Source organism: Nocardia alni, assembly GCF_019038435.1.
Classification (GTDB): Bacteria; Actinomycetota; Actinomycetes; order Mycobacteriales; family Mycobacteriaceae; genus Nocardia; species Nocardia alni.
In genome coordinates this window covers 22142-46592 of sequence record NZ_JAGPOX010000043.1, presented here as the reverse complement: position 1 = coordinate 46592, position 24451 = coordinate 22142, and the positions used below count along the sequence as shown (strand labels likewise).

Genomic DNA, 24451 nt, shown 5'->3' with positions numbered 1-24451 from the left:
TCCCATGTATTAGCGCGTGTCCCACAGCGCACGGACGCGCGGAGGGCTACTCTCCTTTTCGTGATCCCCATGCGTCGTTGCTGCCGGCCGGCCTGCAAGAACCCGGCCGTTGCGACGCTGACCTACGTGTACTCCGACTCGACGGCCGTTGTCGGCCCGCTGGTCACCGTCGCCGAGCCGCATTCCTGGGACCTGTGCGAGACGCACGCCTCCCGAATCACCGCGCCCAAGGGCTGGGACATGGTCCGCCACGAGGGCGGGTTCAGCTCACCGGACGACGACGATCTGACGGCCCTGGCCGAAGCGGTGCGCGAGGCCGGAATGCGCCGCCGCACGCCGGAACCCGAGCAGCGCGGCTATCCGGACCAGCCCGCCCCGCAGCGTTCGGCCCGTCCCGCGCGCACCGGCCGTCGCGGGCATCTGCGCGTGCTGCCCGACCCGCCGAACTGATTGCCGGTCCACCAGGTAGCCGCGACGCCGCGCACCCATGATGACGAGCCGCGGACAGCGTGCGAATCGATCGATCCCCCTCTCGCCCGACATGGCATCGACCAGGGCGACACGCGCTGAGGCGTCGAGAACCGCGCGTGTATCCGACACGGAATATGTTCACGCGCGGGGGCCTATTAGGGTGGTGAACATGTCAGCATCGCGCAGCGATTCGATCAGGGGTGGCGGTCGGGCGGCGAGCGGGCCAGTCGCTCGGTCGGCCGAAATGGTTCAAGCAGTTGTCAAGGCGTACGACGTGCGGGGTGTGGTCGGGGAGCAGATCGACGAGGATTTCGTCCGCGACGTGGGCGCGGCGTTCGCGCGGCTGATGCGCGGCGAACAGGCCACCCGGGTGGTCATCGGACACGATATGCGCGAGTCCTCCCCCACCCTGGCCACCGCCTTCGCCGACGGCGTGCGGTCCCAGGGCCTGGACGTGGTGCAGATCGGCCTGGCCTCCACCGACGAGCTCTACTTCGCCTCGGGTCACCTGGGCTGCCCGGGCGCGATGTTCACCGCCAGCCACAACCCGGCCCGCTACAACGGCATCAAACTGTGCCGCGCCAACGCGCTGCCGGTCGGGCAGGACACGGGCCTGGCCACGATCACCGAGGAGCTCATCGCGGGCGTACCCGCCCATGACGGCCCCCGGGGTTCGGAATCCGAGCAGGACCTGCTCGAGGCCTACGCCGAATTCCTGCGCGGGCTGGTCGATCTGAGCGGTATCCGCCCGCTGAAGGTCGCGGTCGACGCCGGCAACGGCATGGGCGGCCACACGGTGCCCGCGGTCCTGGGCGCGGTGGGCGCGCTCACCGTCGAACCGCTGTACTTCGAACTCGACGGCTCGTTCCCCAACCACGAGGCCAATCCGCTGGACCCGAAGAATCTGGTGGATCTGCAGAAGTACGTCCGCTCCACCGGCGCGGACATCGGCCTGGCCTTCGACGGCGACGCCGACCGCTGCTTCGTGGTCGACGAGCGCGGCGAGCCGGTCTCCCCGTCCGCGATCACCGCGCTGGTGGCCGAGCGGGAGCTGGCCAAGGAACCGGGCGCGACCGTCATCCACAACCTGATCACCTCCCAGGCGGTGCCGAAGCTGGTCACCGAGCTGGGCGGCACCCCGCTGCGCACCCGGGTCGGGCACTCGTTCATCAAGCAGCAGATGGCCGCCACCGGCGCGATCTTCGGCGGCGAGCACTCGGCGCACTACTATTTCCGCGATTTCTGGGGCGCCGATTCCGGCATGCTCGCCGCGCTGCACGTGCTGGCCGCACTGGGCGAGAAGGACGGGCCCGGTTCGGGGGCGCAGACGATGTCCGAACTGTCGGCGGCGTATGCAACGTTTGCGGCCTCCGGGGAGATCAATTCCACAGTGGCCGACGCGAAGGAGCGGACGATGGCGGTGCTCGCGGCATTTCAGGATCGGGCCGTCGCGGTGGACCGACTGGACGGCGTCACCGTGCAGTTGCCCGCCGACGCGTGGTTCAACCTGCGCGCATCGAATACCGAGCCGCTGTTGCGCCTGAACGTCGAGGCACGATCGTCCGAGGAAGTAGACGCACTCGTGACCGAGATCCTGAGCATCGTGCGCGGCTGACTGGAATAGTGGAATCACAGGGCGTGTATTCGCTCGGAACGGACAGGTTCTCCCGGCCTGGTGACTCGATGAGGGGAGGTGGCAACGCCCGATGATCGCAGGGACACCGGTTCTCGACCTCGATGACGTCGCCTCGCTGGAGGCCGCCGATTCCGGGGGGACGTTGCGTTCGGCCGCGTCCGGGGGCGCGCAGGTGCGCGCCACGGCGGCGGCCATCGGTGAGGGCGTGCTGGAGCGGTTGACCGATATGCGCCCGCGCAGCCTGGTCGTCGTCACGGGCACCGGACGCGCCGCCCGCGCGGCCGCGATACTCGCGGCTGGTCTGGGCGACCGGGCCGGGCTGCCGATCGTGACCGTCACGGCCATTCCGCAGTGGATCGGCCCGCTCGACGTCGTGCTTGTCGCCGGCGACGACGCGGGCGATCCGCGCCTGATCAGCGCGGTCGACCGGGCGCTGTACCGGGGCGCCGAGGTCGTGGTGGCAGCACCCGACGAGGGTCCGCTGCGCGCCGCGGCCGCCGGGCGCGCGGTCATGCTCCCGCCACGGGTGCGGGTGCTCGATCACAACCGACTATTGCGTTTCCTGGCCATCGGCATCGCTGTGCTGCGCGCGGTGGATCCGCCCCATATCGGCCCGCTGACACCGGATCTGGATGCGCTGGCCGATGTACTGGACACCGAGGCGCTGCGCGACAGCCCCACCAACGAGGTCTTCCACAATCCGGCCAAGCTGCTGGCCGCGCGCATGCCCGGACGCCGGCTCATACTGACCGGCGACTGGCCCGCCGCGACGCAGGTGGCCGCGCATGCCGCCGAGGTCATGCTCGCGGCCACCGGCCAGATCACCGCGGCCGCCGATCTGGCCCAGGTCGTGGCCGCGCACACTCGCATTTCCGAGGCCGCGGGCGTGGGCGCACCGGGTTACGATCCGCTGTTCCACGACGAGCAGCTCGACGGCCCCGCACCGGTGCAGCGAGTAGGTCTGTTCGTGGTGAGCACCGATGCCGACCAGGTCGTCGCGCGCCGCCGGTTGTCGCTGTTCGACGCCTCGTCCGGGCTCATCGACGCCGAGCTGGTGAACGTCGAGTCCGAATCCGGGAGCGGACGCAACGAGCGACCGATGGACACGGCCGGACAGTTCGGTCGCGCCGAAGCCGAGAGTCGGCAGGGTGCGGGCACGAGCGAACTCGAGCGGCTCGCCGTACTGACGCTGCGGCTCGAGATGGCCGCCGCCTATCTGCATCTGCTCGGCTGCGGCCCGGTCGCGTCCGATCGTCCTGCCCACTACGACGGGGGCCATTTCTAGTGCACGAACTCGTTGGTGCGTTGCGTTCCTATGCCTGGGGCTCGCGCACCGCACTCGCTCAGCTGTGCGGCAGACCGGTGCCCTCGGCCCACCCGGAGGCCGAACTGTGGTTCGGCGCGCATCCGGCCGATCCGGCCCAGGTGCGCGTCAATGGGCGTACCGAATCCCTGCTCGAGCTGGTCGCCTCGGATCCGCAACGGCAATTGGGCGCGGTCGCACCGGAATTCGGTGGACGGCTACCGTTCCTGCTGAAGATCCTCGCCGCCGAGGAGCCGCTGTCGCTGCAGGCGCATCCCAGTGCGGATCAGGCGCGGGCCGGATTCGAGCGGGAGAACCTCCAGCACGTGCCACTGGATTCACCGATGCGCAACTACCGCGACGACAGCCACAAACCCGAACTGATCGTCGCGCTCAGCCGTTTCGAGGCACTGGCCGGATTCCGCGAGCCGCGGCGCACCGTCGCGCTGCTGCGCGCCCTCGAGGTGCCCGAGCTCACGCCCTACGCCGAACTGCTTGCCGCACAACCCGATTCCTCCGGCCTGCGCACCCTGTTCACGACCTGGATCACGCTGCCGCAGGCCATGCTGGCCTCGATCCTGCCCAAGGTGCTCGACGGCTGCGTGCACTATCTGGCGGACGGCCACAGCGATTCGGCCGCCGACGAATTCACCCCCGAGATGCGCACGGTACTCGAGCTGGCCGAGGCATATCCGGGCGACGCCGGGGTGCTGGCGGTGCTGCTGCTCAACCGGATCACCCTCGAGCCCGGACAGGGCCTGTTCCTGGACGCCGGAAACCTGCACGCCTATCTGCACGGTGTCGGCGTGGAGATCATGGCCAACTCCGACAATGTGCTGCGCGGCGGGCTGACCCCCAAGCATGTCGACGTGCCGGAGTTACTGCGGGTGCTGGATTTCGAACCGCTCGAGCTGCCCATCGTGAAGCCCGAGCCGGTCGGCGAATATTCGTTCCGATACCGCACGCCCGCAACGGAATTCGCACTGCGCCGATTCGAGTTGGACGCCGGCGCCGCTCCGACGTCGATTCCGCGCACCGGACCGGGCATCCTGCTGTGCACGGACGGTTCCGTGCGCCTGCTGCAAGGCTCCGACGAACTGCGGATCACTCCCGGTGGCGCGGCGTGGATCTCCGCGGCGGACATCAACATCCGGGCGCAGGCGCTGGGCGGCCCGGCGCAGCTGTTCTGCGCCTGCGTGGGCGGGCAGTAAGCTTCCCGGCCCGTTACCCGCGACAGGCAGGGCTGGATCCGGCTACGGGCCTGCCGGAGATGGCGTAGAACGCGCGGGGACCAGTCGGTATGGTCGGGTACTGTCCGGCGATATGAGGCGCGCGCGGCCGGGAGAGCCGGTGCGGTACGTTATCCGGGCAAATCGGACATTGCCGATCGTGTGTCTGTGTCAACGGGATCGACGAAAGGACCTGGGCGACAACATGTCTGCTGGCGGCGGTAAGAAGGCGATCTTCGCGGCGCTCAGCGCCAACGCGGGCATCGCGGTGGCCAAGTTCGTCGGCGCGTTCATCACGGGGTCCGGGTCGATGCTGGCCGAGGCGGTGCACTCGCTGGCCGACACGGGCAATCAGGGGCTGTTGCTGCTCGGGCAGAACCGGGCCGGCCAGGAGGCCGACGAGCTGCATCCGTTCGGCTACGGGCGCAATCGCTACTTCTATTCGTTCGTAGTGGCGTTGGTGCTGTTCACCCTGGGTTCGATGTACGCGATCTGGGAGGGCATCCACAAGATCCAGCATCCCGAGAAGTTGACGTCACCGGTGGTGGCGGTCGTCATCCTGGTGCTCGCCGCGGCGCTCGAGGGCTACAGCTTCGCGACAGCGATGCGGGAATCGGCCGAGCTGCGCGGCGGCACCGGTTGGTGGCGGTTCATCCGCAACTCCCGCAATCCGGAGCTGCCGGTCGTCATGCTCGAGGACAGCGGCGCACTGGTCGGCCTGCTGATCGCGCTGATCGCGGTGGTGCTCACGATACTCACCGACGATCCGGTCTGGGACGGCATCGGCACCCTCGGCATCGGAATCCTGCTGGGCGCCATCGCGATCGTCCTGATCGTGGAGATGAAGAGCCTGCTGATCGGCGAGGGCGCGACCCCCGAGCAGGTCCGCGCGATCACCGAGAACCTCGTCGACGGCACCCGCATCGACCGCGTCATCCACCTGCGCACGGAATATCTGGGCCCCGAGGAACTGCTGGTCGCCGCGAAGGTCGCGATCGTGCCGGGACTGGAGATCCGCGAGATCGCCGCCGCCATCGACGACGCCGAGGCCCGGGTTCGCGCGGCGGTGCCGATCGCCCAGCTGATGTACATCGAGCCGGATCTGTACCGCACGCAGCGGGTGTAGGGACGCTGTCAGGAGCCGCCATCGACGCGCTCGATGCCGGCGGCGCGATTTCCCTTGCGGATCAGAGCGAGTGGGTTCTCGGTGATACCGAAACGGGTGCGCAGGGCATGGCCCGCGGCAAGCAGGCCGGACATGCCGTGCACTCCCGGCCCGGGCGGGGTCGACGCGGAGCAGAGGTAGACCCCGGGCAGCGGCGTGGAGTACGGGTTCCAGCGGGGGGTGGGACGAAGCAGGGTCTGGCGCAGGGTCATCGCGCCCGAGGAGATATCGCCGCCGACGTAGTTGGCGTTGTAGGCGGGCATTTGTTCCGCGGTGCGCACGTGCCGGGCCAGGATCAGATCCGCGAAACCCGGTGCGAAGCGTTCGATCTGGGCCACGACCGTATCGCTGACATCGCGATCGGAACCGTTGGGCACATGCGCGTAGGTGTAGAAGGCGTGCTTCCCCTGCGGCGCGCGCGAATCGTCGACCACGCCGGGTTGAATGGCCAGCACGTAGGGCCGCTCCGCGTGATGTCCTGCGGCGACAGCCTTTTCGGCGGCCACGGCCTCGGCGCGTGTGCCGATCACGTGCAACGTCCCGGCCTGCGCGCAATCCCGCGCTCGCCACGGCACCGGACCGGAGAGCGCGAAATCCACTTTGCACGCCGCGCCGCCATAGCGGACCTTGCTCAACTGGGCCGCATAACGGGCGGGCAGCCGCTCCCCGGCCAACCGCAGCAACCCAGCTGGGGCAGTATCGAGGAGAATCGTTCGCGCGTCACGGAATTCATCGAGGGATTCGACGCGATGCCCGGTGACGATGCGACCACCGGACCGCTCGATATCCGCCGCGAGCGCATCCATGATCGTCTGACTGCCGCCGCGCGGAATCCCCCAGCCGTCCACATGGGCCAGCGTGCCCAGCAGCAGTGCGACACCCGCGCCGGAGAACGCGCGCGGTGGGTGTATCGCGTGCGCGGCGATACCGGTGAGCATCGCCGGCGCGATGTCGTCATGAAAACGCATATCCCACAGCGGCGTCGACTGTTCCAGCAGACGCCGACCGAAGCGAATTCCCGTCATCACGTTCAGCGGCGGATGCCGGGTATCCGACATGGCCAGCGCGACCAGCTCCTGCCAGTTCTGCGCCAACGGCCCGAAAAACCGTCGCCACGCCGCGCCGTCCCGCCCGAGACCGGCGACCGTGCGGTCCAGATCACGCCACGCCAGACCCGCGGCGCCACCATCCAGCGGATGCGCGTAGGACACCTCGGGCGCGAGCAGTTCCACACCGTGCGCGACGAGGTCGAATGCGCGAAAGAACGGCGACGCCGACGCCATCGGATGGGCGCCCGCGCACACATCGTGCGCGAACCCCGGCAGCGTCAACTCGGCGGTCCGGCATCCCCCACCGACAGTGTCCCCCGCCTCGTACACCTCGACCTCGAGCCCCGCACGAGCAAGCGTCACCGCCGCGGCCAGCCCGTTCGGCCCAGACCCGACTACCACTGCGTCAGCCATGATCGCCATCGTAGGCGCGGAGAGGACGTAGGATCCGACCCACTCCTGGCCCCAAAGGCGTCAGTTCACCGGAGCACTCGCGGAAGTGCCTCGTTGCGGTCGATCCGTTGTGCCTTCGAAGGTGTCAGAGGGCCGCTGATCCACGCAGGCTCCACAATTCGCCCGTTGTACAAGCCAATTCGTCGCCGAATCATCCGAGCGACCAATAGACATGGCCATCCACGGGCCGGGCTACAAGCGCATTCGGCTCAGGGACGCCGGCGAGGCCCTACACGTCCGTGGAGAACCGGATCCCACCGTCAGGCAGGTCGACACCCGGCCAGATGCGGGCGCCGCGTAGTAGTTCGCAGCGGGCGCCGACGTTCGCGCCGTCGCCGATCACGCCGTCGCGGACCAGGGCGCGAGGGCCGATGCGGGCGCCGAAGCCGATGATCGAGCGCTCCACCGTGGCGCCGGCCTCCACGCGGGCGCCGTCGAACAGGATCGCGCCGTCCAGGCGCGCACCCGCGCCGACCTCCGCGCCGCGGCCGACGACCGTGCCGCCGATCAGCAACGCGCCGGGAGCGATGCCCGCGCCGGGATGAACCAGCGATTCACCACGCTGGCCGGGCAGGGCCGGTGAGGGGGCGATGCCGCGGACCAGATCCGCCGAACCGCGCACGAAATCCTCGGGGGTGCCCATATCGCGCCAGTACGAGACGTCCACATGCCCCTGGATATGCGCCCCTTCGGCCAGCAGCGACGGGAACACCTCGCGCTCCACCGACACCGGACGCCCGGTCGGGATCTTCTCGATGTACTCGCGCCGGAACACATAGCACCCGGCGTTGATCTGATCGGTGGGCGGGTCCTGGGTCTTCTCCAGGAATGCGGTGACCCGGCCGGACTCGTCGGTGGGCACGCAGCCGAACGCGCGCGGATCGCTCACCCGCACCAGGTGCAGGGTGACATCGGCGTTGGCGCCGGCATGCGTATCGAGCACCGCGCCGAGGTCGGCGCCGCCGAGCACATCGCCGTTGAACACCATCACGGTGTCCGAGCGCAGCTTGGGCAGGACGTTGCGGATGCCGCCGCCGGTGCCCAGCGGCTCGGTCTCGGTGACGTACTCCAGGTCGATCCCGAGCTCGGACCCGTCCCCGAAATGCTCCTCGAACACCTCGGCCTTGAACGAGGTGCCCAGCACGACGTGGGTGATTCCGGCATCGGCGATGCGGGCCAGCAGGTGATGCAGGAACGGCAGTCCGGCCACCGGCAGCATCGGCTTGGGCGCGGACAGCGTCAACGGGCGCAGCCGGGTGCCCTGGCCGCCCACCAGAATCACGGCATCGGCCTGGGCGGCCGTCGGCACAGCAGTGTCCGCCATCCATCTCCCCTTTTCAGGTTCGGTCGAAATTCGTCCCGGCTGACGTCGTATCGGGTCAGCTCCGGGCGTCGCGTTCGCGCAGCGCCGATCGAACCGCAAGCTTGCAGCGAATGGCAAGTCCGACTCGCAGAGCCAACCGCAATGGCGCCTGCCACCAGCGCGGATGCCGATCGGCCTGGAAACGATACGCCGAGGCATGATGGGCCGGGAGCATCGTCTCGGGGTGTCGTCCGGCCGCATGCCCCTTCGCGTGCGTGACCTCCGCCGACGGCACGAACACATTGTGCCAGCCCGCGCGGCCCATGCGGTCGCCGAAGTCGACATCCTCCATGTACATGAAGTAGCGCGAGTCAAAGCCGTCGATGCTGTCGAACGCCGCCCGCCGCACCAGCAGGCACGAGCCCGACAGCCAGCCCGCCGTCCGCTCGCTGATCTGCTCGTTCTCCTGGCGGTAGCGCCGGGTCCACGGGTTGCCCGGCCACACCGTGCCGAGAATGGCGTGCCCCGCGCCGTCGAGCAGATTCGGCACCGCCCGCGCCGAGGGATAGACGCTGCCGTCCGGTTCGCGCACCATCGGGCCGATCGCCCCCGCGCGCGGCCAGCGCCGGGCGGCCTCGAGCATCGTATCGATGGAATCGGTATCCCAGCGGATATCGGGGTTGGCGATGACGATGAACTCGATCTCCGGATCGATCTCGGCCACCGCGCGGTTGATCGCGCCGCCGTATCCGATATTGCCCCCCGTGCGTAGCAGCCGCACGTGCTCGTTGGCCTGCTCGGCCAGTTCGGGCGTGCCGTCGGTCGAACCGTTGTCGGCGAGGATGACCTGTGGTTTCTCACTGGTGGCCGTGGTCAGCGTGCTGATGAAATGCTCGAGGTGCTCGCCCGGCGAGTAGGTCACGGTGACGACGACGAGACTTGGCGAAGCGTTCACTCGGTGCAGCCTACTGGTCCAGGCGGGCCAGCGCGTCGTCCAGGGCGGATCGCCAGTCTCGCAACGGGGTCAACCCGGCGGCCGCCCAGGAACGATTCGACAGCACCGAATATGCCGGGCGCGGTGTGGAACTCGGATATTCGGCGCTGGTGCACGGCAGCACCCGGGCGGGGTCGGCGCCCACCCCGGCGAACACCGCGCGGGCCAGCTCGAACCAGCTGGCCCGGCCCGCGTTGGTGGCGTGCAGGATCGACGGCACGCCCTCGAACCCTCGGCGTGCCAGTTCCAGCAGCCCAGCGGCCAGGTCCGGTGCGAAGGTCGGCGAACCGATCTGATCCTCGACCACGCGCACCGTCTCCCGCTCACCCTCCAGCCGGCGCATGGTCGCGACGAAATCGCGCTGGTCACCGGTGTAGACCCAGGCGGTGCGCACGATGTGCGCATCGGGGGCCTCCCGCAACACCGCGCGCTCACCGGCGAGTTTGGACCGGCCGTACACGGTGGTCGGTCCGGTCGGATCGCCGGGCTCGTACGGGCTCGTCGCGGATCCGTCGAAGACGTAATCGGTGGACACATGGATCAGCGCGGCGCCCACCGCCGTACACGCGGCCGCGAGCACCGCGGGCCCGGTCTCGTTACGCGCGAAGGCGGCCTGCTCATCGGATTCGGCGGCATCCACGGCGGTGTACGCGGCGCAGTTGAGCACCGCGTCCCCGGGCTCGAGCACCGCCCGCACCGCGTCGGCGTCGGTGATGTCCAACTCGGCGCGCGCCAGCGCGACCGCGTCGGGCGCCTGCGCGGACACCGCCCGGCCGAGCTGACCGCCCGCACCCGTCACGACGATTCTTCTCACGCGCGCAAGTCTGGCACGCCACGCCAGCGCCGGTTCAGCGGTGCGCGCGCCGGTTATGGCTAGCCTCATCCCCGGGGGCGGTGTCACGTGTGGAAGTAATTCGGGCCGGGCCGGAAGGACTCGAGCATTGCCGCAGAACAGGATCCCGACGACGCGGACAGCCCGGGTGCGCAGCACTCGCCCCGGGCAGGTGCTCGCCGCGGCCACCGCGACCGTCGTATTCATCGTCACCGGCTTCGGCTGGCACAGTGTCGACAGTCTCGTCTCGGGCATCGAGCGCATCGGCAACCTCGGGCTGGGCGGCGACAGCGACGGCGCCACCGACATCCTGATGGTCGGCATCGACAGCCGCACCGACGCGCACGGCAATCCACTCACCCCCGGCGAGCGCGCCATGCTGCACGCCGGTGACGAGGTCGGCACCAATACCGACACCATCGTGCTGCTGCGCATACCCAACGACGGCCGCTCGGCCGCGGCGATATCCATTCCCCGCGACTCCTATGTCGACATTCCCGGCATAGGTATGGGCAAGATCAATTCGGCCTACGGCTCGACCAAGGAGCTGACCCGCGAAAAGCTGATCGACCAGGGCGTCTCCAGTGACGATGCGGAGACGAGGTCGACCCAGGCGGGGCGAGAGGCGCTGATCAAATCCGTGGCCAACCTCACCGGCATCACCGTCGATCATTACGCCGAGGTCGGACTGCTCGGCTTCGTACTGCTCACCGACGCCGTCGGCGGGGTCGAGATCTGCCTGAACAACCCGGTCGACGAACCGATGTCGGGTGCGGACTTCCCGGCCGGACGGCAGCGGCTCAACGGCGCGCAGGCGCTGAGTTTCGTGCGCCAGCGCCACGAACTGCCGCGCGGCGATATCGACCGGATCGTGCGCCAGCAGGTGTACATGGCCTCGCTGGTGCATCAGGCGCTCAGCGCGAAGATCCTGGCCAATCCGGCCAGGTTGCGGGAGCTCAGCGACGCGGTCGGGCGCAGTATCGTGCTCGACGACGGCTGGGACGTGCTGGACTTCATGCAGCAGTTGCAGAATCTGACCGCCGGGAAGGTGCGATTCGGGACGATCCCGGTGAAGGATCTCAACGGGACGCTCGACGACGGCACCTCGGTGGTGCGGGTGGATCCCCCGACGGTGCGCACGTATGTGGCCGCGATGATCGGCGGGTCCGACCCGACCGCGGCGACGCCGTCGCAGATCACCGCCGACGTCTACAACGCCAGCGGCACTCCCGGCCTCGCCGGGCAGGTGGCACACGCGTTGACGGACAAGGGTTTCGGCACCGGGACCGTGGACAACTGGATCGGCGGCCCGATTCAGACCAGCCGGGTCATGTCCGGCAGCAGCTCCGATCCCAAGGCCGCGGCGGTGGCCAAGGCCCTGGGCGGCCTGCCGGTGCGGGCGGATCCGGGCCTGCCGGAGGGGGCGGTACGGGTGGTGCTGGCCGGTGACTATTCTGGTCCGGGTTCGGCGGCAAGCACCATGTTCGATCTGTCCGAGACCTCCTCGGGCACCCCGACGCCGGTGCCGCCCGCGCCTCCCATCGACGCAGGCCAGAACGGACCGAAATGCGTGAATTAGACCAGACTCTCACCGACGCCCTGCTCGATCCCATCCTCGCCAGGGACCCCGCGGGTCCGCGCATCACCTATTACGACGACGCCACCGGCGCCCGTATCGAGCTGTCCGCGCTGACCCTGGCCAACTGGGCGGCCAAGACCGCGAATCTGATTCGCGACGAATTCGGCCTGTCCCCCGGCGCCCGCGTGGTGGTGCTGCTGCCGGCGCACTGGCAGACCGCGGCGGTCCTGCTGGGCTGCTGGTGGGCGGGGGTCGAGGTGGTGCTGCGACCGGACGAGGACGCCGAGCTCGCACTGGTCACTCCCGATCGGCTGGGTGAGGTGGAGGACATCGCGGAGGTGGCGGCGCTGTCACTGGATCCGATGGGTGCGCCGGTGCGGGAGCTGCCGGTCGGCGTCACCGACTTCGCGACCTCGGTGCGCGTGCACGGCGATCAGTTCCATCCCCGGGGCGCGGGCGCCGCGCTGGCGGGCATGGCCGTGGCCGATGTACTCACCGATGCCCGTAAATCTGCCGCCCGGCAAGGGTTTTCCGCCTCGGATCGAGTGCTTTCGGGTACCCCGTGGGAGACCCCGGACGAGGTGGTCGAGGGGCTGTTGGCGGTCTATGCGGCCGGTGCGTCGCTGGTGCAGGTCGTCAACCCGGACCCGGCCAAGCAGGAGCAGCGGATCGCGACCGAGCGGGTCACGGCGTCGCGAGGTTGAGGCGGCGTCTCCTACCCGGGTAGGGGAACCGTTTCCGACCGCGGCACGTTTCAGTGGGCAATACGCATGCGTACCGTTGAATCACGACCGGACGGAACCGACGAACGGGGGTTGGCTATGCAGCCGCGATATTGGCTTCGATGGATGGCCGGGCAGGGGATCCCGCGTCTGCTGCTCAGTCGTCTGGCCCGCAGCGGCGAACCGATCTCGCAGCTGTTCGGCTCGCCCGCGGTGGCGGACAATCCGTACGCGGTGCTCGAATCGGTCCGCGCCCGGGGGCAATTGATCCGCACGCCCATCGCGTATTTCACCGTCGACCATGAGATATGCCGAAATATGCTGCGCGACAAGGATATGGGCGTGCGCGCGACCGATAACTTCAGCACCCGCTTCACGGTGCTGCGCTGGCTCAAGGATCGCGCCCCGCTCGCGCCGAATCCGACCGAGGCGCCGTCCATGCTGGTGGTCAACCCGCCCGAGCACGATCGGCTGCGGCGTTCGGTATCCGCGGCGTTCACCCCCCGCGCGATCGCGCGGCTGCGCGATCGGGTCGAGACGGTCACCGTGGAACTGCTCGACGCACTGCCGGAAAACGGCACGGCGGATCTGATCTCCGACTTCGCCGCCCAAGTGCCGATCGCGATCATCTCCGAGATGCTCGGTTTCCCCTACGACACGCGTGATGAGTTCCTGAGCTGGGGCGACGCGATCACTCCGCTGCTGGATATCGGCAACCCGTGGCCCACCTACCGCCGGGCTCTGATCGCGATCGAGTCGATGGACCGCTTCGCGGACGGCCATATCGCCCGGCTGCGCGCCGAACCGGGTGAGGACATCCTGTCGACCCTGGTCGCCGAGGGCGAGATGGACGATCAGGAGCTCAAAGCCACCGCGACCCTGCTGATGGGCGCGGGCTTCGAGACCACCGTCAATCTCATCGGTAATGCGATCGTGCAACTACTGGCCCACCCCGACCAGTTGGCCCGGCTGCGCGAGGAGCCGGATCTGTGGCCCAACGCGGTCGAAGAGGTGCTGCGCATCGACTCACCGGTGCAGTCCACCGCGCGCGTCGCGCATGCCGAGGTGGAGTACGCGGGGATGCGGTTGGCCCCGGAGGCGACGGTCATCCTGTCCCTGGCCGGAGCCAACCGCGATCCGAAGGTCTTCGACGAACCGGACCGTTTCGACATCACCCGCGCGAACGCCAAGGAACACCTGAGCTTCTCCTCCGGCATCCACGCCTGTCTGGGCGCCAGCCTGGCCCGCATGGAGGCGGTGCACGCGCTGCGCGCCCTGTTCGAGCGCTTCCCGGATCTGAAGCTCGCGGGCGAACCCACCCGACGCCCGCTGTTCACCCTCCACGGTTACAGCCACATGCCGGTGGCGCTGGGCCACCGCCACGCCGAACGCTCGGCCACGATGCACTCCTGAGCAGCGCGTACGGCCAATGCGTACGCGTGGCTAGCTGAAGCCGACTACCTGATCGCCCCAGGCGGTGTAGAGGTTGTGGTCGGGGTCGTCGACTACGCGATCGGTGTCGTCGATCAGCAAGGTCGTGCGGGTCGCCTCGCGGTAGGGCGGCCAGTGTTTGGAGCCGTCCAGGGCGGCGGGAACGCCGTGTTCGGCGAAGGCCAGCCAGCGGCGCATCACGCGGCCCGACACCTCCATCGCGGTCTTGCGGCCGCCCAGCCAGAAGGTGGGGTCGTGGTTGAGGGTGCCGAAATTGCCGAAGACGTACGGTAATTCGGTGGCGTGACCGGCGCCTACGCGGGCCGCCTTGAGCATCGGGGTGGCCTGGTCGAAGCGGTACATCCAGGTGCGGGTGTGCCGGGAGTGCGCGTCGGCGACCCAGTGCGAGGGCATCCGGAAGGCGGCGTCGGTGGACATCGCCAGCGCGCCGCGCGTCGTGCTCAGGTCGGGGTAGGCCGAGGTGATCTCGGCGATCCGCTCGGGCGGCATCTCCGGATGGTCGGCGGCGACCGCATTGAGCATCGCGTTCACCGCATCGGGTGTGACCGGCATGATCGGCGAGCGGAACAGGCGAAACAGCGAGGCCTCGTCCCGGTTGGTGCCGATCATCAGCGGTACGCGGTGTGAGCGGCCCTGCTGGAAGCGGTCGGCCGGATAGGTCGGTAACAGGTCGCCGTCCACCACGGGTGCGGCGGCCAGCCGGCCGGGCGACTGCATCGGCACCTCGTCGAGCAGGATTCCGGCCGCGTCCACGATCCGCTCGATCGGGCATTCCAGCAGTTCCTGCGCCCGAATCAGGGGCAGATCGATCAATTCGAGGAAACGCCGCGCCACGCCCGCGGCCCGCTCCGGACCGAATACCGTTGTGGCCGGCGGACTCTGCGCGATGGCGCGATGGAACAGACCGGCCGAGGCAGGGGCGGTGAGCAACGAGGTGACGCATCCGGCGCCGGAGGATTCACCGAAGACGGTGACGTTACCGGGATCGCCTCCGAAGGCGGCGATATTGTCGCGCACCCATTCCAGGGCGGCGATCTGATCGTGCAGGCCTAGATTCGGCACGAAATCGGGCCCCAGCGCGGACAGATCGAGGAAGCCGAGCGCACCGAGCCGATAGTTCACCCCCACCACGACGACCCCACCGGTCTCCACCAATTTTCGGCCGTCGTAGATACCCTGGGCAGCGGTCCCGAGGCAGTAGGCGCCGCCGTGCAACCACACCATCACCGGGCGCGGCTCCTCGGTGACGGCCGGGGACCCCGGGGCCCACACGTTCACCCACAGGCAGTCCTCCCCCATCCGCAGGCCCGAATCGACCGGAACCATCGTGCCCATCGTTTGCGGGGCGATCTCGCCGAACTCGGTGCAGTCACGCTCGCCGCCCCATGGCACGGGTTGCTCCGGCCTGGCGAACCGCCTGGGCCCGGATGGCTCAGCCGCATAGGGAATACTGCGCCAGACATTCACCGATCCGTCATGAAACCCTCGCACCGCACCTGCGGTAGTCCGAGCCACAGGGGCGGACTCCCTCGACGCAACACCCGACTCTGCCCCGACAACGTGTGCAGTCATATCCGGCACCTCCTCACACACTCCCTGTAACGAGAGTACGTCCGCGATCATGTCCGACGGCGAAAGATGACCGTGCCAACCTCGGGGTGCGGCTGGTCAGCCGCGATCGATGTGCCCCAGATCCCGCTCGGGATCGACGCGGTCGCGCACGCGTTGCTTGAGTACCGCGATCTCCGGGAACCCGCCGTCGGACTTGCGTTCCCAGATCTGCTCACCATCGACGGTGATGCGGAATACGCCCCCTTCCCCGGGTATCAGCGCGACCTCCGACAACTGGGTCCCGAATGTGCTCAACAGCTCGGACGCCATCCACCCCGCTCGCAGTAGCCAGCGGCATTGGGTGCAGTACTCGATCGCGACTCGCGGCATATCCGAACCCTACGTCGGCCTCGGATCTGCCCGGGACAGATAGTTGTCGGCAACGCCTCCGCTTCTGTCTGGCTATTTCTAATTGGAACGCTATGGGTGGACGACAATCCTGGGCAAGGGTCCAACAAAGCCGCGCCCGAATCGTTACCTTTCGATATCGCCGTCCACATAGCGCCAGGCGCCGTCGACACGTGCGAACCTACTGCGTTCATGCAGGCTGCCTCTGCCGTCGTCATCCCGGTAGTGCGCACGGAACTCGACCACGCCGGTGTCGTCGAACGGCCCGCCGGACTCGGTGCGCAGGATCTCGAGCACCATCCATCGCTGTCCGGGATCCAGCTCCAGCCGTCGCGGCCTGGTGCGCGGATGCCAGGAGGTCAGCAAGTAGTCGGCATCACCTACGGCGAAGGCGGTGTAGCGCGAGCGCATGAGCGTCTCGGCAGTGGGCGCGGGCCGGGTGCCGTCCAGGCGGGGCCCGCAGCACTGCCCGAAGGTCTCGCCGCTTCGACAGGGGCACCGATCGTCATCGGCCGGGGTTGCACTGTGCATCGTTCGATTATCGGATGACCAGCGCCGGGTGGTCCGCGGACGGACCGCCCGGCTCACCGATTCACGGGCCCCGGCGACTTCACAGCATGCCGAGCAGCGAGATGAGATTGATCAGCGCCCCGCTGGCATTGGCGACCAATGCCGAGCCGGTGTCGAGCAGGTTGAGCGTCCCCAGATCCATGATGCAGCTCTCTTCCATCGAGACAGTGAAATCCGACCATGTACCACCGCATACACACCGCAAACCGCGCAGCAACCACACAGTACTGTCCGAGCGCTACTTACACCGGCGAAATCCCCGCGATACGAGAGATATTCACCGGCCCCCGGCGAAAGTACGGGCAATGCCGACTATTACGACCGACCGGTCTGCATTTGCTGAGTTCTAGCCGCGCTCAGAGCCGCCAATTCCGTCGCGAGCCCGACGGTTTCGTCGTACCAGCCGCGCAATTCGACGACGATCGGGGCCAGCTCGTAGTCCTGATGGTGCCCCACCCGCGACAGCGTCGCCCACAGCGCCGAGATCCGGGCGGAGGTCTCGGCCCCCGCATAGATGTCCAGTGCGAGCAGCTGCGCCCGCATACTGCATCGTGTCAGCGACGGAGTCACCTCTCGCCACAGCTGATCCATCGCCTGCTCCAGCGTCAGCCGCAGAATCCACACCGTCGCGCGCGACCACAGCCCGCCCGCATCGGTCACCGTCCCGCTCAACAGCTCCTCGGCAGCGGCCAGTCGCTCCCAGACGGTCGGGTTCAGGGATCCAGCCATCGCACGAATTTCCTTGTTCCGCTGACCAATTCGGCCGTACCGCGATCGATCCGGATATGCGCGCCCGCGGCCGCGTCGCGCAGCACTGCCCGCGCCCACGGCGCGTCGTGGTCGAGCCGGTCGTTCAGATCGTCGACCCGATCCGGATCGCCGAACACCGCCAGCGACACCTTCTCCCAGGTGGTACGGGCCGCATCGACGCGCCGCTGTACCTCCCGATGGTCGATGCCGTCGGCCAGCAGCCCGCGGCGCGAACGGGCCAGGGCCGCGGCCTCGATCGCCGAACGGCAGCAGGTGACCACGAGTTCGGCCGCGATCGCACGCGGCAGCTGCCTGGTGCGCAGCAGCGCGTTGGCGTCGCTGAGGTAGCGGCGCACCGGATCCTCGGACACGCGCACCTCCACCGCCGAGCGCTCGCGCCGCTGTACGTCCAGAACCGTTGCGCCCAAGCGCAACCGGCGTACCGCCTCGGTCAGTCGCTCGTCGTGGGTGAACACCACCACCTGGCGTCCGCTGTGGGCGACCGCGGCCAGCACCCGAGCCAGCCCGTCGACCTTGGCCGGATCCATCGCCTGCACCGGGTCGTCGATGAGCACGAATCCGAACGGACTGTCCGGAACGGTCGCGCGGGGCAGAAACAACGACAGCCCCAGCGCGTGCAGCTCACCCTGGCTCATCACGCCCAGCGCGGTACCGTCGGCATCGTCCACGGTGACGTCCAGTAGCACCTTGCGGCTGGCTCCCGCGTTGCCCTGCAACCGGATGACACCCAGGTCGACGTTGCTCTGCTGGCGCAGCCCGCGCCAGATCGTGCGAGCATGCTCGGCCAGCGGCGCCATGCGCTCGTCCCGCAGACCCGCCGCGGCCGATTTGAGCCAGTCCTCGGCGCGGCGGACGGTACGCAGTTCGGCCTCGGCGGCGGCGACCGCCCGGGCCCCCTGAAGCCAGGCGGCGATGCGCGGAACCAGCGGCGTCCAGACGGCATCGACCCGGTCCAGTTCCTTGCGGGCGGCCGCGCGCAGGGCGGTCAGGCCCTGCGCGGCATCCGCGTACGCCCGGCGCAGCCGGTCCGGGAAATCCTCGGCGACCGGCGCCCACGCCAGCTCCGCCCAGCCGGACCAGACCTGGCGGGCCGGGCCCGTGTCCACGTTCGGGGCATGCGGCGCAGGAGGATTCAGTTCCGGAGGGACGGCTCCGATCAGCTCGCGCGCGCGTGCCACCGCCAGATCCAGGGCCGTATGGGCGGCGGTGAGGGCCGCCGCGCGCTCGGTCAGGCGGCCGATCTGGGCGTCCGTCTCGCGCAACCACTCTCGATCCAGCGCACCGCGGCCGCAGACGGGACAGGGGCAGGATTCCGACGCATCCAGGAGGGGATGCGCGTGGGCACGCGCCCGGCGCAGCAGCTCCAGCACGCGCAGTTCCGCCTCGGCGTCGCCGGTGGCACGCGCGGAGAGCTCGTCCGCGCACGCCTGCACGGCGGCGGCCGCGGCCTCGACCTGTGCGGCGTCGGGTAGGCGCACCCGCAGCATCGCCTGCAGCGCGGCGGTGCCGATCGCGTCGTGCCGCGTGCCGGATATCTCCCGGCCGATCGCCGCCAGATCGGGCTCGGCCGCGCGCAACAGTCCCGCGACCCTGGCCGCGCGATCGTCGGCGACCGCGTCCAGGGCGATGAGCAGGGCCTGGCGTTCGTCACGGGATTGCCGTGCCGCGCGCTCCAATTCGAGGCGGCGGGCCCGAGTCCGGTCCTGGGCGACGCTGAGGTCGTCGAGACCGAGCAGCCGGTGCAGTGCGTCGAACAGGTCGCTGGGCCGGCCGTCGACCAGGGCGCCGAGTTCACTGTAGGACAGGAACGGCCGGTAAAGCTCCAGCGCTCGCGCCCACTGCTCGAAGCGGAATTCCGTGGGCGCCTGGTCGTTTCGCCGCTGCGTCCACACGCCACCGGAGAGGTCCGCGTCCTCACTCCACTGACGGGAAACGGTCAGCGGCCCAGCGAATCCCGTGGCGATCAGGTCGAGTTCGATGCGGGATGCGCTGCCCTCGTGCAGATTCCGCCAGCCCTCGCGCCACACCGAAGCCCGGCCCGCCCAGCGGCGCGTGACACCGGTCAGCGCCAGCTCCGCGGCCTCGGCGAAACTCGATTTTCCGGATCCGTTGCGCCCCACCACAAGTGTCAGACCGGGCCCCGGGTCCAGGCGCAGCACGGCCTCCGGTCCGATACCGCGAAATCCGCGAACTCGGATGGCGCGCAGAAAGATTCCATCGAGGTCGGGGCCGGGTCCACGATCCGGCTCGGCATCCAGTGCCGCCAATACGGCGGCCGCGACCTCCGGGGTGACCGCGGGATCGGCGTCCAATCTCCGCCGCACCAGTTCGGACAGGCGCGGCGTGACCGTCGTGCCGGCAGTGCTGGACGCTCGCCCCAACTGCTACTCCTGTCCGCTCGCCACGTGCGCGGTGCGAAGCCGCTGTGCCGAACGCTACCGGATGCGCTGCGAATCCGTGATGCTCACGATATCGACGATCGCCGAATCGATGGTCGCTGATCGACCATACCGAGAACCGTCCCGGACGGGGTGCTCATGGCCATCGGGCGGGTGTGATCCGCCCGATGGCCACCCCTCGGCCGTCCCCGGCCGGGCAGTCCACAGGTTGCGCCCAGATTTCAGGCGGCTCGGATCAACCGAACAGATCAGAATGCCAGAAATCGGTCAGGAGCGCAAGGACACTTGATATTGCAATCGCTTACCGCCCCAGCGTAATTGGTTCGCTACTTTCCCGCGAATCCGACGCCGCCTCATGGCCCCCGGAACCGCTGCGCGGAACCTGTCGGTGGAGTGGAGTAGAAATCCGATCAACCGAACGAACGGGGGCAACGATGACATGGACAGCGCAGCAGGTCGCCGCCGTGGCGCCCGACGCCGCGTCACTCGCGGCCGCGAACAAGTTGCACGGCAGATGGAACGGCGCCGGCTACCACGACACCGCGCTGTGGGGACTGTGCGCGGGCAGCGGCGCCACGCCCTATCAGACGATCGTCGACGTGGCCGGGCCCGCCTACAAATGTTCCTGTCCGAGCCGCAAATTCCCCTGTAAGCATGCGTTGGGGCTGCTGCTGGAGTGGGCCCGCGGCGAGGTGCCGCAGGCGGCCGCGCCCACGGATTTCGTCGCGGAATGGCTCGGCGCACGGGCACAGCGGGCGGCGAAATCCGAAGCCGCGCCCGCGAAGACGCCCTCGGCCGCGACCGCCGAGCAGCGACGCGCCCGCGTCACCGCGGGACTGGAGGATCTCGATATCTGGCTATGCGATCAGGTGCGGACCGGCCTGGCCCAGGCGGACCGGTCGTTCGCGGCATTCGAGGCGGTGGCGGCGCGCATGGTCGACGCGCAGGCGTCCGGCGCGGCGTCGATGCTTCGGCTACTTCCGCGCAATGTCGTCACGCGCGAGGATTGGCCCGCACTCCTGCTCGCCGAGTACGCCCGCCTGCATCTACTCACCGCCGCGCATCGCCGCATCGACAGGCTCGATCCCCGGCTGGCCGCCACCGTACGCACCCATATCGGCTACTCCACCGCCACGGAGACCGTGCGCGGCGAGGCGGCCGTGCGCGATCGCTGGATGGTGCTGGGGCAGCGGATCACAGAGGAGGAACGTCTGTTCACCCGGCGGATGTGGCTGCGCGGGCGGGCGACCGGGCGCTGGGCGCTGATCCTCGACCATTCCTTCGGCAGCCCGTCCTTTCCCGCGGATGTGCCGGTGCCGGGCATGCAGGTCGATGCCGATCTGCATTTCCATCCGGCGGCCGCACCGCTGCGGGCGGTGTGGGGCGAGCGATACGGCGTCCTCGAACCGTTCACGACGCTGCCCGTACCCCGTGCCGGATCCACGGGCCTCGCACCCGGCGATCTCGCCGATCCGCAGACCTCCGCGCGGGCCGCCGACAGCATCGGCGCCGCGCTCGAGGATCACGCGCGGGCGCTGGGGGCCGACCCGTGGCTGCGCACCTGGCCGATGCTGCTGGTCGATGTCGTGCCCGCGGTGTCCGAAAGCGCTTGGCATGTCATCTCCCCGGACGGCGCCGCGCTTCCCGTGGCGCGTCTGGACGCGCAGCCCTGGAAACTGCTGGGTATATCCGGAGGGCATCCGGTGACCCTGGTCGGGGAATGGACTGCCGACGGACTCGTGCCGGTATCGGCGCTCGACGCGGGCGAGATCGTCGACGTCGGCGCGAATGCCGTGGGCGCGAACGACGCCCCGGCGACCGAACTGGCGTCGGTAGCGCTGGTGGGCACGGCGCGGAGCCGATCGGATTCGGTGACACTGCCCGAACCGGTCGCCGCCGCGGCCGGACGGCTGCGCGGCGATCCAGCGGCGGTACTGCTCGAAACCGCCGCGCTGCTGGATATTTTCACGCGCGGCGGCGTGCTCGCCGGGGCGGGCGCGGCCGGTGAGCCCGCCGAGGACGACGATCGCCCGCTCATATCGCCCGCCGCCGCGGCACGCCTGGCCCGGCTGCTGGCCGAGCGATCGCCGTTCCTGGACGAGTGGTTCGAGGTCACCGGGCCGCGTGGTATGCGGGCGCCCGACGCGCTGTGCAGCCTGCTGCTGGAGCAGGCCAAGGCGCGGACCGAACTGCGCGAGGCGCTGCTGACGCTGGCCGGATCCCGTGGCCGCTGGCTGGCCGCACAACATCCGCAGTGGCGAAATCTGGTGCACGCCAAGCCCGATGATCAGCAGGTCTGGTCGCACGGCACGCCATCGGAGCGGCGGGCCTGGTTGACCGCGCTGCGTCGGCGCGATCCGCGAGCGGCCGGAGCGGCGCTGGCCCGGAGCTGGCGCTCCGAGCCCGCACATGTACGCGCCGAACTGCTCGCGATCCTCGCCGACGGGCTCACACTGGACGACGAGCCGCTGCTGGAATCCGCCCTCGACGACAGGCGCGCCGAGGTTCGGCGTACCGCCGCCGATCTGCTTGCTCGGCTGCCGGAGTCGGCATTCGCCGAGCGCATGGTTCAGCGCGCGAGGGGTTGGGTCACGGTGACCGACGGCCGTCTGGTGGCCGGTCTGTCCGACCGCTTGGACGACGCCGCCCGACGCGACGGTGTGGCCGACGACACCGTGCACACCGCCTATCGCCTCGACGGCGCGCCCTACGGTTCCGCCGGATGGCTGCGCCGCGTCATCGCCGCGACTCCGCTGCGGCACTGGGAGGCGCTGTTCGGCGGGCCCGGGCAGGCCATTCGCATCGGCATGCCCGCCGAACTACTCGGTCCGGTGACGGCCGGTTGGGCCGACGCGGCCCTCGCTCAGGGCGATACCCGCTGGGCGGCAACGCTGTTCGAGGTATTGACCGGGACGCCGACGCTCGGCGCGGACCCGGAGGTGCGCCGACGGCTGTTCGAACTGCTCCCGCTCGAGCAGCGTGTGCGTTATCTGCGCACACTCGACAGCAGCTGGCTGGCCGAGGTCGAATTGCTGCTGCAGGCGGTCCCCCGGCCCTGGCCGATCCCCTTGGCGCAGCACCTGATCCGGCTGCTGATGGACCGTGCTCAACTCGCCGCCGCCCGGCCCGGCGCGCCGGGCCTGTCCCCCGCCTCCTACCGCACCCTGTTCCGGTCCGCGGCCAAACACTTCCCGGTCGAGGCCGCGGCGACGGTGGGCGTCGCCACGCGCCGTTGCACGGACCCGTACTGGGAGAGCACCTTCAATGAACTCGCCAACGACCTGACCCAGCGCACAACGATGCTCGAGGAGCTACGGTGACCGCGAAAAACGCACCCACGATCACACCGGATACATCCGAAACTCTGCTGCGCCCGCACGCCGAACAGGCATTCGCGGACGAGCTGAGCGCCCTGATGGCGGTCGACGACCGCCCACGCCCGCCGTCGTGGCGGCTGTCCCCGTGGGCGGTGGTGACCTATCTGCTCGGCGGCACGCTGTCGGACGGCACCGTGGTCAGCCCCAAATACGTCGGACCGCGCCGATTGCTGGAGGTCGCGGTGGCCACACTCGCGACCGACCGCGCGCTGCTGCTACTGGGCGTGCCCGGCACCGCGAAAACATGGGTGTCCGAACATCTCTCGGCCGCGATCAGCGGCGCGTCGACCCTGCTGGTGCAAGGCACGTCGGGCACCGCGGAGGAGGCGATCCGCTACGGCTGGAACTACGCCCGGCTGCTCGCGGAGGGCCCGAGCGAGGGCGCACTGGTGCCCTCGCCGGTGATGACCGCGATGCGTCTGGGCTCGATCGCCCGGGTGGAGGAGCTCACCCGCATCCCCTCGGATGTGCAGGACGCGCTGATCACGGTGCTGTCGGAGAAGACGCTGCCGGTGCCCGAACTGGGCACCGAGGTGCAGGCCGCCAAGGGCTTCAACGTGATCGCCACCGCCAACGACCGGGACCGCGGCGTCAACGACCTGTCCTCGGCGCTGCGCCGCCGCTTCAACACCGTGGTGCTGCCGCTGCCGGCCAGTGAGGACGAGGAGGTCGACATCGTCACCCGCCGCGTCGAACAACTCGGCGCCGCTCTGGAACTGCCCCCGGTACCGGCCGCGGCGCAGGAGGTGCGCCGCGTGGTGCGGGTGTTCCGCGAGCTGCGATCGGGCCTGACCGCCGACGGACGCACCAAACTCAAGTCCCCCTCGGGCACCCTGTCCACCGCCGAGGCGATCTCGGTGATCACCAACGGCCTGGCCCTGTCCGCGCATTTCGGCGACGGGGTACTGCGCGCGGCGGACGTCGCGGGCGCGGTCCTCGGCGCGGTCATCAAGGACCCGGTCGCCGACGCGGTGGTGTGGACCGAATACCTGGAGGCCGTCGTCCGCGAGCGCGACGACTGGTCCGATTTCTACCGTGCCTGCCGCGAGGTGCACGGATGATGCCTCATGATCGCTCGGAGCACGGGGCGTCCCCGCGCATCGGCTACGGCATGCATCTAGGGGGTACACCGGCCCACCTGGCGTTCACGGAGGTTGCGCCAGCGGCACAGGCACTGCTGCGTAGTC

The 24451-nt window shown here is 69.4% G+C and carries 19 protein-coding genes; 10 read left to right on the top strand and 9 right to left on the bottom strand.

Going from position 1 to position 24451, the window contains the following annotated elements:
• Positions 1-69 precede the first annotated feature (69 nt).
• The 5 genes from JZ791_RS18350 to JZ791_RS18330 all read left to right on the top strand — a co-directional run bounded on the left by JZ791_RS18350 (position 70) and on the right by JZ791_RS18330 (position 5765).
• On the top strand, positions 70-450 hold the full coding sequence (locus JZ791_RS18350; RefSeq protein WP_216896375.1) for a DUF3499 domain-containing protein: 381 nt from the start codon (positions 70-72) through the stop codon (positions 448-450).
• 190 nt (positions 451-640) lie between these two features.
• Entirely contained in the window at positions 641-2086 is a 1446-nt protein-coding gene (locus JZ791_RS18345) for a phosphomannomutase/phosphoglucomutase (RefSeq protein WP_216896362.1), read from the top strand.
• A gap of 91 nt (positions 2087-2177) precedes the next feature.
• A complete protein-coding gene (locus JZ791_RS18340; protein WP_216896361.1) occupies positions 2178-3392 on the top strand; it encodes a tobH protein in 1215 nt (404 codons plus the stop codon).
• The gene (manA, locus tag JZ791_RS18335) at positions 3392-4621 is read left to right on the top strand and encodes a mannose-6-phosphate isomerase, class I (RefSeq protein ID WP_216896360.1); all 1230 of its coding nucleotides are present in this window, start codon (positions 3392-3394) and stop codon (positions 4619-4621) included. Before JZ791_RS18340 ends, manA begins: the two co-directional genes overlap by 1 nt.
• A 223-nt stretch (positions 4622-4844) precedes the next feature.
• Complete coding sequence (locus JZ791_RS18330; protein ID WP_216896359.1) at positions 4845-5765, top strand: cation diffusion facilitator family transporter; 921 nt, start codon at positions 4845-4847, stop codon at positions 5763-5765.
• An 8-nt stretch (positions 5766-5773) separates the two neighbouring features.
• On the opposite strand, the gene JZ791_RS18325 is transcribed toward JZ791_RS18330, so the two are convergent.
• The 4 genes from JZ791_RS18325 to rfbD form a co-directional block, all read right to left on the bottom strand.
• A complete protein-coding gene (locus tag JZ791_RS18325; RefSeq protein WP_216896358.1) occupies positions 5774-7267 on the bottom strand; it encodes a phytoene desaturase family protein in 1494 nt (497 codons plus the stop codon).
• A gap of 268 nt (positions 7268-7535) precedes the next feature.
• Positions 7536-8630 (bottom strand): mannose-1-phosphate guanylyltransferase, encoded by a 1095-nt coding sequence (manB, locus tag JZ791_RS18320; protein ID WP_216896357.1) that lies wholly within the window; start codon positions 8628-8630, stop codon positions 7536-7538.
• A 55-nt stretch (positions 8631-8685) separates the two neighbouring features.
• Complete coding sequence (locus tag JZ791_RS18315) at positions 8686-9564, bottom strand: glycosyltransferase family 2 protein (protein ID WP_216896356.1); 879 nt, start codon at positions 9562-9564, stop codon at positions 8686-8688.
• Between the two features lie 10 nt (positions 9565-9574).
• A complete protein-coding gene (gene rfbD / locus JZ791_RS18310; protein WP_308162974.1) occupies positions 9575-10417 on the bottom strand; it encodes a dTDP-4-dehydrorhamnose reductase in 843 nt (280 codons plus the stop codon).
• A 55-nt stretch (positions 10418-10472) separates the two neighbouring features.
• Here rfbD and JZ791_RS18305 point away from each other — a divergent pair, with 55 nt between their 5' ends.
• The 3 genes from JZ791_RS18305 to JZ791_RS18295 all read left to right on the top strand — a co-directional run bounded on the left by JZ791_RS18305 (position 10473) and on the right by JZ791_RS18295 (position 14149).
• On the top strand, positions 10473-12014 hold the full coding sequence (locus JZ791_RS18305) for an LCP family protein (protein ID WP_216896354.1): 1542 nt from the start codon (positions 10473-10475) through the stop codon (positions 12012-12014).
• Positions 12002-12718 carry a TIGR03089 family protein gene (locus tag JZ791_RS18300; RefSeq protein WP_216896353.1) on the top strand — a complete coding sequence of 239 codons (717 nt, stop codon included), beginning with the start codon at positions 12002-12004 and terminating at the stop codon, positions 12716-12718. Before JZ791_RS18305 ends, JZ791_RS18300 begins: the two co-directional genes overlap by 13 nt.
• Before the next feature lie 144 nt (positions 12719-12862).
• The gene (locus tag JZ791_RS18295) at positions 12863-14149 is read left to right on the top strand and encodes a cytochrome P450 (protein ID WP_308162973.1); all 1287 of its coding nucleotides are present in this window, start codon (positions 12863-12865) and stop codon (positions 14147-14149) included.
• A gap of 30 nt (positions 14150-14179) precedes the next feature.
• Here JZ791_RS18295 and JZ791_RS18290 read toward each other — a convergent pair whose 3' ends face one another.
• From JZ791_RS18290 to JZ791_RS18270, 5 genes are all read right to left on the bottom strand, one after another.
• Positions 14180-15760 (bottom strand): carboxylesterase/lipase family protein, encoded by a 1581-nt coding sequence (locus JZ791_RS18290; protein WP_216896352.1) that lies wholly within the window; start codon positions 15758-15760, stop codon positions 14180-14182.
• Positions 15761-15856: 96 nt separating this feature from the next.
• On the bottom strand, positions 15857-16129 hold the full coding sequence (locus JZ791_RS18285; protein WP_216896351.1) for an Rdx family protein: 273 nt from the start codon (positions 16127-16129) through the stop codon (positions 15857-15859).
• A 144-nt stretch (positions 16130-16273) separates the two neighbouring features.
• Positions 16274-16678: a YchJ family protein gene (locus JZ791_RS18280; protein ID WP_216896350.1), complete on the bottom strand. Its 405-nt coding sequence runs from the start codon at positions 16676-16678 to the stop codon at positions 16274-16276.
• 354 nt (positions 16679-17032) lie between these two features.
• Complete coding sequence (locus JZ791_RS18275) at positions 17033-17446, bottom strand: hypothetical protein (RefSeq protein WP_216896349.1); 414 nt, start codon at positions 17444-17446, stop codon at positions 17033-17035.
• A complete protein-coding gene (locus tag JZ791_RS18270) occupies positions 17431-19869 on the bottom strand; it encodes an AAA family ATPase (RefSeq protein ID WP_254205901.1) in 2439 nt (812 codons plus the stop codon). Before JZ791_RS18270 ends, JZ791_RS18275 begins: the two co-directional genes overlap by 16 nt.
• Positions 19870-20321: 452 nt before the next feature.
• Here JZ791_RS18270 and JZ791_RS18265 point away from each other — a divergent pair, with 452 nt between their 5' ends.
• Entirely contained in the window at positions 20322-23207 is a 2886-nt protein-coding gene (locus tag JZ791_RS18265) for an SWIM zinc finger family protein (protein ID WP_216896348.1), read from the top strand.
• Positions 23204-24325, top strand: coding sequence for an ATP-binding protein (locus JZ791_RS18260; protein ID WP_308162972.1), 1122 nt, complete (start codon positions 23204-23206; stop codon positions 24323-24325). The genes JZ791_RS18265 and JZ791_RS18260 overlap by 4 nt, the downstream gene beginning before the upstream one ends.
• Positions 24326-24451 lie beyond the last annotated feature (126 nt).